Annotated in this window: 7 protein-coding genes; 5 read left to right on the forward strand and 2 right to left on the reverse strand. The window is 41.3% G+C overall.

Annotated features, from left to right (window positions below; translation table 11 throughout):
- The first annotated feature begins 8 nt into the window (after window positions 1-8).
- Genes bioB through bioD form a run of 4 tightly spaced genes read left to right on the forward strand, consistent with a single transcriptional unit; the run spans window position 9 to window position 3621 of the window.
- Entirely contained in the window at window positions 9-1046 is a 1038-nt protein-coding gene (gene bioB, locus EAE92_RS20795) for a biotin synthase BioB (protein ID WP_036812938.1), read from the forward strand.
- On the forward strand, window positions 1046-2197 hold the full coding sequence (bioF, locus tag EAE92_RS20800; protein ID WP_110085795.1) for an 8-amino-7-oxononanoate synthase: 1152 nt from the start codon (window positions 1046-1048) through the stop codon (window positions 2195-2197). The genes bioB and bioF overlap by 1 nt, the downstream gene beginning before the upstream one ends.
- Window positions 2181-2948, forward strand: coding sequence for a malonyl-ACP O-methyltransferase BioC (gene bioC / locus EAE92_RS20805; protein ID WP_214069450.1), 768 nt, complete (start codon window positions 2181-2183; stop codon window positions 2946-2948). The genes bioF and bioC overlap by 17 nt, the downstream gene beginning before the upstream one ends.
- Window positions 2941-3621 (forward strand): dethiobiotin synthase, encoded by a 681-nt coding sequence (gene bioD / locus EAE92_RS20810; RefSeq protein WP_214069451.1) that lies wholly within the window; start codon window positions 2941-2943, stop codon window positions 3619-3621. Before bioC ends, bioD begins: the two co-directional genes overlap by 8 nt.
- Window positions 3622-3837: 216 nt before the next feature.
- On the opposite strand, the gene EAE92_RS20815 is transcribed toward bioD, so the two are convergent.
- Together EAE92_RS20815 and EAE92_RS20820 are read right to left on the reverse strand one after the other, a co-directional pair.
- Window positions 3838-4731 (reverse strand): queuosine precursor transporter, encoded by an 894-nt coding sequence (locus tag EAE92_RS20815; RefSeq protein WP_214069452.1) that lies wholly within the window; start codon window positions 4729-4731, stop codon window positions 3838-3840.
- Entirely contained in the window at window positions 4732-5346 is a 615-nt protein-coding gene (locus EAE92_RS20820) for a helix-turn-helix domain-containing protein (RefSeq protein ID WP_214069453.1), read from the reverse strand. It lies immediately after the preceding gene.
- A 1705-nt stretch (window positions 5347-7051) separates the two neighbouring features.
- On the opposite strand from EAE92_RS20820, the gene uvrB reads away from it, so the two are divergent.
- Window positions 7052-9061, forward strand: coding sequence for an excinuclease ABC subunit UvrB (gene uvrB, locus EAE92_RS20825; RefSeq protein ID WP_214069454.1), 2010 nt, complete (start codon window positions 7052-7054; stop codon window positions 9059-9061).
- Window positions 9062-9311: the final 250 nt, after the last annotated feature.

Raw genomic sequence — 9311 nt, forward strand, 5'->3', positions numbered from 1 at the left:
ATGTTATTGTGATTGAGCGTAAGCAATGGACAATTAAGCAGGCGCAAGAGCTGTTTGATAAACCTTTTTTTGAATTATTATTTCAAGCACAACAGGTTCATCGTATCTATTTTGACCCACAGCAAGTACAGGTTAGTACACTACTTTCCATCAAAACCGGGGCTTGTCCGGAGGATTGTAAATATTGCCCGCAAAGTTCCCGTTACAAAACAGGTCTTGAAAAAGAGCGGTTGATGGAAGTGGAACAGGTGATTGATTCTGCTCGTAAGGCTAAAAATGCCGGTTCGACACGTTTTTGTATGGGTGCCGCGTGGAAAAATCCCCATGAGAGGGATATGCCTTATCTGGAAAAAATGGTTAAGGAAGTCAAAGCACTGGGAATGGAAACCTGCATGACGCTGGGCATGCTCAATGGTTCACAAGCGCAGCGGCTGGCGGAGGCAGGATTAGATTATTACAACCACAACCTTGATACCTCCCCGGAATTTTATGGCAACATCATTACCACTCGAACCTATCAGGACAGATTGGATACCCTTGATAAAGTACGTGAAGCAGGAATAAAAGTGTGCTCTGGTGGTATTGTCGGTCTGGGTGAAGCGATCCGTGATCGGGCCGCGTTATTGGTACAACTGGCAAATCTGCCAAAACCACCGGAGAGTGTACCCATCAACATGTTGGTTAAAGTCAAGGGCACGCCGTTGGCTGAAAACGAAGATGTTGATCCTTTCGATTTTATCCGCACGATTGCTGTTGCCAGGATCATGATGCCGTCTTCTCATGTCCGGTTATCCGCAGGTCGTGAACAGATGAATGAGCAGACACAAGCGATGTGTTTTATGGCTGGCGCTAATTCTATTTTCTATGGCTGTAAGTTGCTCACTACACCCAACCCTGCGGAAGATAAAGATTTACAACTGTTTCGCAAGTTGGGTATTAATCCTCAGCAGACTCAGACGGCATTCGGTGATAATCAGCAACAGCAGTATTTGGCAGAAGCCATCATCAATGCAGATAACGAACAATTTTATAACGCGGCATTATAATGGATTGGTCAGCTTATCTTTCCCGGCAATTGTCTGAGCGTCGGGATACTTCTCTATGGCGTCAGCGGCAGGTCAATCAGAAATCAGATGGGCGTTTCCTGTATACCGTTGATGACAAATATCTTAATTTTTCCAGTAATGATTACCTTGGGTTAAGCGCTAATTCCGCAGTTATTGCTGCATGGCAGCGGGGAGCTGAACAATATGGCGTTGGCAGTGGGGGATCAGGTCATATTGCGGGTTATACAAAAGCCCATCAGCTATTGGAACAGCAATTAGCTGACTGGTTGGGTTACCCAAAAGCATTACTGTTTATTTCAGGATATTCTGCGAATCAAGGGGTCATTGCCGCGTTAATGACGAAACAGGATCGGATTATTGCCGATCGTCTGAGTCATGCTTCATTAATGGAAGCGGCGATGCATTCTCCGGCTCAATTACGGCGTTTTCTTCATAATCAACCTGAATCACTTGCAGATTTATTGGCAAAACCTTGTATTGGCAAGACGCTGGTGGTGACGGAAGGTGTATTTAGTATGGATGGCGACTGTGCGCCGCTGGCGGATATTCATCAACAAACCGAGGCTTCTGGAAACTGGCTAATGGTGGATGATGCTCATGGTATTGGCGTCTGTGGTGAGCAGGGAAGGGGAAGTTGTTGGCAACAGAAAGTCAAACCAGAAATCCTGATTGTTACTTTTGGTAAAGCATTTGGGTTGAGTGGCGCCGCGGTGCTTTGTGATGAACAAACGGCAGAATATCTGATTCAGTATGCCCGTCATCTGATCTACAGCACTTCTATGCCTCCTGCGCAAGCACAGGCGCTTTCTGAAGCTGTTCGGCAGGTACAAGCTGGTGATGAATTACGTCAACGATTGCAACAGAATATCAATTACTTTCGTCAGCAGGCGCAGAAATTGCCCTTTAATCTGACCGATTCAACTACAGCGATTCAACCATTGATTGTGAGTGATAATGAACTGAGTGTTTCCTTATCCCGGTATCTGCAACAAAAAGGGATTTGGGTTACAGCCATTCGTCCACCAACAGTGCCGCCGGGCAGTGCCAGATTACGTATTACTTTGACGGCCAGCCATACGCTACAGGATATTGATATGTTGATGGAGGTGTTGCATGAGTTCCGTAGTTGAATTTGTTAATAAACAGGCGATTGCCGGAGCATTTGGTCGAGCAGCCGCCAACTATGATGTGGTTGCGAAATTACAGCAGCAAGCCGGTGAATTCCTCATGCAACAAGCCGATGGGCATCCTGGTAAGTTAGTCTTGGATGCCGGTTGCGGTACGGGGTTTTTTAGTCACCGCTGGCGGCAACAGGGGAAGCAGGTTATTGCATTGGATTTGGCGTCAGGTATGTTGATTCATGCCCGTAAACAGTTGGCGGCTGACTATTATTTACAAGGGGATATTGAACATTTAGGGCTTGCTGACAGCAGTGTTGATATTTGTTTCAGTAATCTGGTTGTTCAGTGGTGTGAGAATTTATCCAGCGCTTTAAGAGAACTTTATCGGGTAACACGTCCTGGTGGATTGATTCTGTTTTCCACCTTGGCTAAGGGTTCATTACATGAATTGAAACAAGCCTGGAGCGTGGTTGATAACTACCAGCATATTAATCACTTCCTGCCGCAGCAGACGATTAAAGATGCGTGTCGGGGATTCCGGCATTGTCTTATTAGTCATGTTTATCGCCAGCAATATTCTCATATATTGCCGCTATTGGGTTCGCTGAAAGGGATTGGCGCGACTCACCTTCATTATGGGCGTCAGCAGGGGCTGATGACGCGTGAACGGCTGATTGCTTTGGAACAGGCTTATCCACGAGAAAATGAACATTTGTCTCTTAGCTATCAAGTTGTCTTTGGAGTGATTTATCGTGACTAAGCGCTGGTTTTTGACGGGTACAGATACCGAAGTAGGTAAAACAGTTGTAAGTTGTGCTTTGCTACAAGCGGCAACTAAAGCAGGATATAAAACAGCAGGTTATAAACCCGTCGCTTCCGGTAGTGAAATAACACCGGCAGGTATTCGTAATTCCGATGCGCTGGCATTGTTGGCAAATAGTTCTGTGCCTTTGCAATATGAAGAAGTGAATCCGTTAGTATTTGTTGAAGCAACATCACCCCATATTGCCAGCGATGACCTGAATCAACCTATTGATTTTGCTGTTATGTCTGCGGGATTGCGTCAGTTAGAAAAGAAAGCGGACTGGGTTTTAGTTGAGGGCGCTGGTGGTTGGTATACCCCTTTATTGCAATCGGTGACTTTTGCTGACTGGGTGGTTAAAGAGCAATTGCCGGTTATTTTGACCGTGGGGGTAAAACTGGGCTGTATTAATCATGCGATACTTACCATGAAGGCGATTATAGGTTCGGGGTTACATTTTGCAGGTTGGATAGCTAATGAAGTTGAACCTGCAAGCAAACGCCAACAAGAATATTTGTCGACATTAGAACGTATGTTACCCGCTCCTTTATTGGGTAAGATTCCTCATTTAACCCAAGGATATTTTAATCATTTAGGGGAATATATAGATTTAAACTTACTGATTAATTGAATTATTAATCTGCAAATTTAATCTGATGGAATGTTATTTCAACGCCATGATTGATAATTACACTATTCATATCTATGTTTTTGTTAATGAATATATGGGTTTTACTGCCAGTTATGTATAATAATTTATTCTAGGACAATATGCCGGAATAGTGTTCCGGCATAAAAGTGATATTTTTCAATAATTTTTTATATTTTGACAAAGGCGGATATCCCTTCATACTTCGGCAAGCTTTTTATTCACTGGAGCATCTGTTGGGCGGTTTATATAATTCCTGAATATCTTTCTTACCAGGTAAATAGGGCCTACACCCAGGATAGAATAAGCTACTTTAATGAGGAACTGGGCGATAATCATCTCTTTTATGATATCTATACCGAGAACGCCATAGAAAGCAATGGAACAGAATATTATACTGTCGAATGCTGAGGCGATAACAGTACTGGTTATTACGCGCAGGAAAAGATACTTTGAATTGGTGAGAGATTTTATTTTGCAAAGGAGATACGAATTTATATTCTCAGAGATGAAATAAGCAAGAGATGATGCCAATAATACGGATACAATACTATTGATTATTCCATTATAAGTTGCACTAAACTCCCATCCAGGAACACCTGGCATCAGTGCGGTTCCCCAAAGTCCTAGAACAAATAATAGGTTCGCCGCGAAAGAGATAATAATCGTTCTTCTTGCCAGACGTAATCCATAGAATTCGTTCAGAATATCGACCAGCAAGAAGGTAATAGGGTAAATAAAAACGCCAGGAGGCGTGACGATATTAAGGATCGGGATATGAATAGGCTTCACGCCACATATGGTAGAGAAAATATAGATAACACTAAGTGCGATGCTAATAAGCAAATAGGCTTGCCATGAACGCTCATGACGATCCCCAAGTTCATAAGCTGTTACGATATTACTGTGGCTGTATAATTTCCGGTATATCGTACTAAGTTCATGCCTGCTCAGGTCTTCTGAGATATCACTGTCGGCGAGTTCTTTTAACCCCATAGTAATGGTCTTGCCTGTCGCTAGTACCATGACGTTTGCCGATAATTTACCGTACCTTGTGAATCCCAGTAATTTAAACTTCTGATTTGCGGTCATTTATAGTCTTTCTCCTACGATGTAGCCTAAGAAATGAGCATTTTTGTAGGGTTTCCTATCGAGATAGTCATCATTTTTTTCTTGCCGGATAAAGAACCCAATCCCCTTAGCGTAATACAATAATGGCGTATTGGTGACTAATGCGGGGGGGCGTTTTATCAGGATCACCTCGCCGGGAATGAAGGTATCCTCTATTGCCGATTCAACTTTAAGAGCTAGCATGTTTGATTCATCACCAAAAAAATAGGTCAATGGATACTCGGTAACAAGCTGACCGATTTTTTTCTCAGAAACGGCTAAAAATTCAGATTGTGGAACGATAGGGATAGCCGAAGGATTTTTATTGCCTTCGGTTGAGAGTGTTTCATTGAGGCGTTCTAATTGTTCAAGGTCATAATATTCTATTTCTTCACAGGAAACGCCGAAAAAGTCGGAGATCCGAAGAATAGTAGATTGTTGAACGTTATTGACTTGTCCTTCTAGGATTTTATAAATGGTGGTGCGGGTTAATCCTGTTCGATTGGAAAAAGAACTCTTGGTTTCTCCACGGGTACGTATCAAATATTCTATATTTTTAATGATATTTGTTTTTCGCTGTGCGTTAGATGTTTTCATGAAAATCCTTTATATAAAGATAACAGCATTACTATATATTACTTGATGATATTGTCCTGTGTGAAAAAACCACTCATTGTAATAATTTATTGATTTTACTTTTAATATCTTAATTTTCTGATGATCTATATTAGCACATCCTATATCAGAAAATGCTCATGGATTTACATCCATATTCTAAAAATGAAAGTTAAATCATAGAATTAAGTGAAATTCATTGTAAAGTTTACACAAAACTGAACTTTATGTTTATTTTTGTGTTGACTTTATGGATTTTATTATAATAATGTTAAGTTGTGTTGATGTGTTTTTGGGTCATCAGATAGCATCAAACAAAATATTATTCTTATTATAAATCTCTCGGGGAAGAGCTACTTTATCCTTCGAGTTTGGAAGTGGGTTATTTCTTTTAGCACTAGGGAATATCAAGAAAACAGAGGAAGTGAAATAAACATTAGGACTGAAATTAGTAAATTAATAAAATGATAACACGGTTAAAACACCAGGAAATGGCAGTATAAAGATGCTTTGGAACAGCAATCGATTGAAATTGTGAATGATAGATACAGAGTAGTTTTTCGATCGGAGATCGCCAACAGAATATTGGACGTTTTACGAGGGCAGTGTCGATTTGATATTTGTGTATCTATCATTTTTTTATGTTTTTGCGATGGAACTCATTTTGTAAAATAGGAGATATGCTGATGTAAATTCATTATTTTATCAATAATATACATTAATATCCTAATTAAAAAACGGATTTTGTTCATGCCATTTAAGCCAATTGTTGTTTTTGGTAAATATTTATCGGCATTGTCTATAGGTAATTGTTTATAGGTATTATTTATTGACAGCATTGTTTATTGACATAGTAAAAATAGTCAAAAACGCTGTTGATGATATTGAATCTGCTATTGCTAAAAGCGCAGGAAGCAGAGAAGCCTATTTCTACTTAGGTAAAATACAACTCTCCTCTTGAGTAACAGATTTCATACAGGAAACTGTTCACCAGTTATCTCTTATTGAATAAAAATTCTAACCTAATGCTACATTGTTTTCTGCTGCTTGACGAAGAAAATTCGGCTTTTTGCATCAATCATACAGAAAAATATGATGATTATCTACCTTTAATACTGATAATATTGAACGAATATGGTTTATTGATGTTTAATTTCCATAAGAAAATTCTTATTTTTTTAGAAAAGTTATTCATTTTTTTGAAATTAATAACTGAGATAAAGGTTAAAAAAACAGTAAAAATTTTTATCGATAGAGAATACCTATTTTGTGGCATGATGTTGCAACCTCGTACAGTTAATGGGGTTTGTAGAGTTATCCACTATTCCTGTGGATAACCTTGTGTATTAGACTTAGAAAAGTGACGCAACGCAAGAAAATACGCGGCTTGAGTCAAGGTTGATGTTATTCTCGTCTTTGTTTTAATCCTATTAAATATCAATAAGATAACTAAAATCAAGCCCTGTCTGGCTAGTGATGATGCTCCATGTTGTCACCTTTCAGCGGATCATATAAAAAATGGAAAAATCAAGATAATTTTGGGGATAAAATGGCATTTATTTTGATATCAACGCATGTTTAATTGATAGGAAAGTGACCTAATTAAGTCCGTTTTTATAAAACTAACTTGAAGCTGGTTTTTTATCCAGTATTATATGTGCATTAATGTTAGGAAAGTGAGATACCGATGACTAAGGTGTTCAAATTACATTCTGACTTCCAACCGGGCGGTGATCAACCAGAGGCTATCCGCCAATTACAGGAAGGCTTAGAAGATGGGCTTGCCCACCAGACTTTGCTAGGGGTAACGGGGTCGGGTAAGACATTCACTATCGCTAATGTGATAGCCAATTTAAACCGACCAACAATGGTACTTGCTCCGAACAAGACACTGGCGGCTCAACTTTACAGTGAAATGAAGGATTTTTTCCCAGAAAATGCCGTAGAGTACTTTGTTTCTTACTACGATTATTACCAACCGGAAGCCTATGTGCCGAGTTCCGATACTTTTATTGAAAAAGATGCTTCGGTAAACGAACACATTGAGCAAATGCGTTTGTCTGCTACCAAGGCTTTGCTGGAGCGGCGAGATGTCATTGTTGTTGCGTCTGTCTCGGCGATTTATGGTTTGGGTGATCCCGATAGTTACCTAAAAATGATGCTCCACCTGACTAACGGTATGATTATCGATCAACGTTCCATTCTGCGGCGTTTGGCTGAATTGCAATATACCCGTAATGATCAGGCATTTCAGCGGGGGACATTTAGGGTACGAGGTGAAGTGATTGATATCTTTCCGGCTGAATCTGATGAGCATGCTCTGCGCGTTGAGCTATTTGATGATGAAGTAGAACGGTTATCACTGTTTGATCCGCTAACAGGGCAGGTTCAATATCATGTGCCGCGATACACCGTTTATCCGAAAACCCACTATGTTACTCCGCGTGAGCGTATTGTTCAGGCAATGGAAGCGATTAAAGTTGAGCTTGAACAGCGGCGTAAGGTATTGCTGGCAAATGGTAAATTGCTGGAAGAGCAACGTATTACGCAGCGTACTCAATTCGATTTGGAAATGATGAATGAATTGGGTTATTGCTCCGGCATTGAAAACTATTCCCGTTACCTCTCTGGCCGTGCTGAGGGAGAGCCGCCGCCGACACTGTTTGATTATCTCCCTGCTGATGGTTTGCTGGTAGTGGATGAATCGCACGTTACCATCCCGCAAATCGGCGGGATGTACCGAGGGGATCGCTCCCGCAAAGAGACGCTGGTGGAATATGGTTTTCGTATGCCTTCCGCGCTGGATAATCGCCCACTTCGGTTTGAAGAATTTGAGGCGCTGGCTCCACAGACAATTTATATTTCGGCTACGCCGGGCAAATATGAATTGGAAAAATCTGGTGGCGATGTAGTGGAACAGGTGGTGCGTCCTACTGGCTTGCTTGATCCGGAAGTAGAGGTGCGTCCTGTCGCAACGCAGGTTGATGATTTATTGTCTGAAATTCGCATCCGGGCGGTGAAAAATGAGCGGGTGTTGGTCACCACATTGACTAAGCGAATGGCGGAGGACTTGACGGAGTATTTGGAAGAACACGGTGAACGGGTTCGTTATTTGCATTCGGATATTGATACTGTCGAACGTGTGGAAATTATTCGGGATCTTCGTTTAGGTGAGTTTGATGTATTAGTGGGGATTAACTTGCTGAGAGAAGGGCTGGATATGCCGGAAGTTTCTTTGGTAGCCATTCTGGATGCGGATAAAGAAGGTTTCCTGCGCTCTGAACGTTCATTAATTCAGACGATTGGGCGTGCTGCCCGTAACTTGCATGGTAAAGCGATTCTTTATGGCGATAAGATAACTGATTCAATGGCGAAAGCGATTGGTGAAACGGAACGCCGGCGTGCTAAACAGCAGATATTTAATGAAAAACACGGCATTATTCCAAAAGGTCTGAATAAGAAAATTGGTGATATTCTGCAAATCGGGCAGCCGACGAATGGCAAAGGGAAAGGCAGAGGTAAAGCTGTCGCCACAACGGAAACATTCAGCAAACTGTCTACCAAAGAGCTGGAAAGCAAAATCCGCGAGCTGGAAGCGAAGATGTACCAGCATGCGCAGGATCTTGAATTCGAACAGGCGGCGAGTGTTCGGGATCAGGTTCAGGCATTGCGTGAGCAATTTATTGCCAATTCTTAACAATTGCCCCGTAAATCCTGGCCCAATGCGAGGATGTCGCAAAAGGCCAGCATTGAAAATAAACCCGCAGAGATTTATTGCCTGTTATTGGGAGTGACAACCCATGACAGGCTAAATTTTTCGATTGAAAAAGGAGCTATTGAGCGATTTATTAATCAAAGAATTCAATATGAAAAATCGGCATTGATGGCGATTAATTAGCCACTTTGCGTGACATTAATCACATTTTCTTCATGTTCATCTGATAAAT

The sequence above is a fragment of the Photorhabdus hainanensis genome, assembly GCF_018448965.1.
Taxonomy (GTDB): domain Bacteria; phylum Pseudomonadota; class Gammaproteobacteria; order Enterobacterales; family Enterobacteriaceae; genus Photorhabdus; species Photorhabdus akhurstii.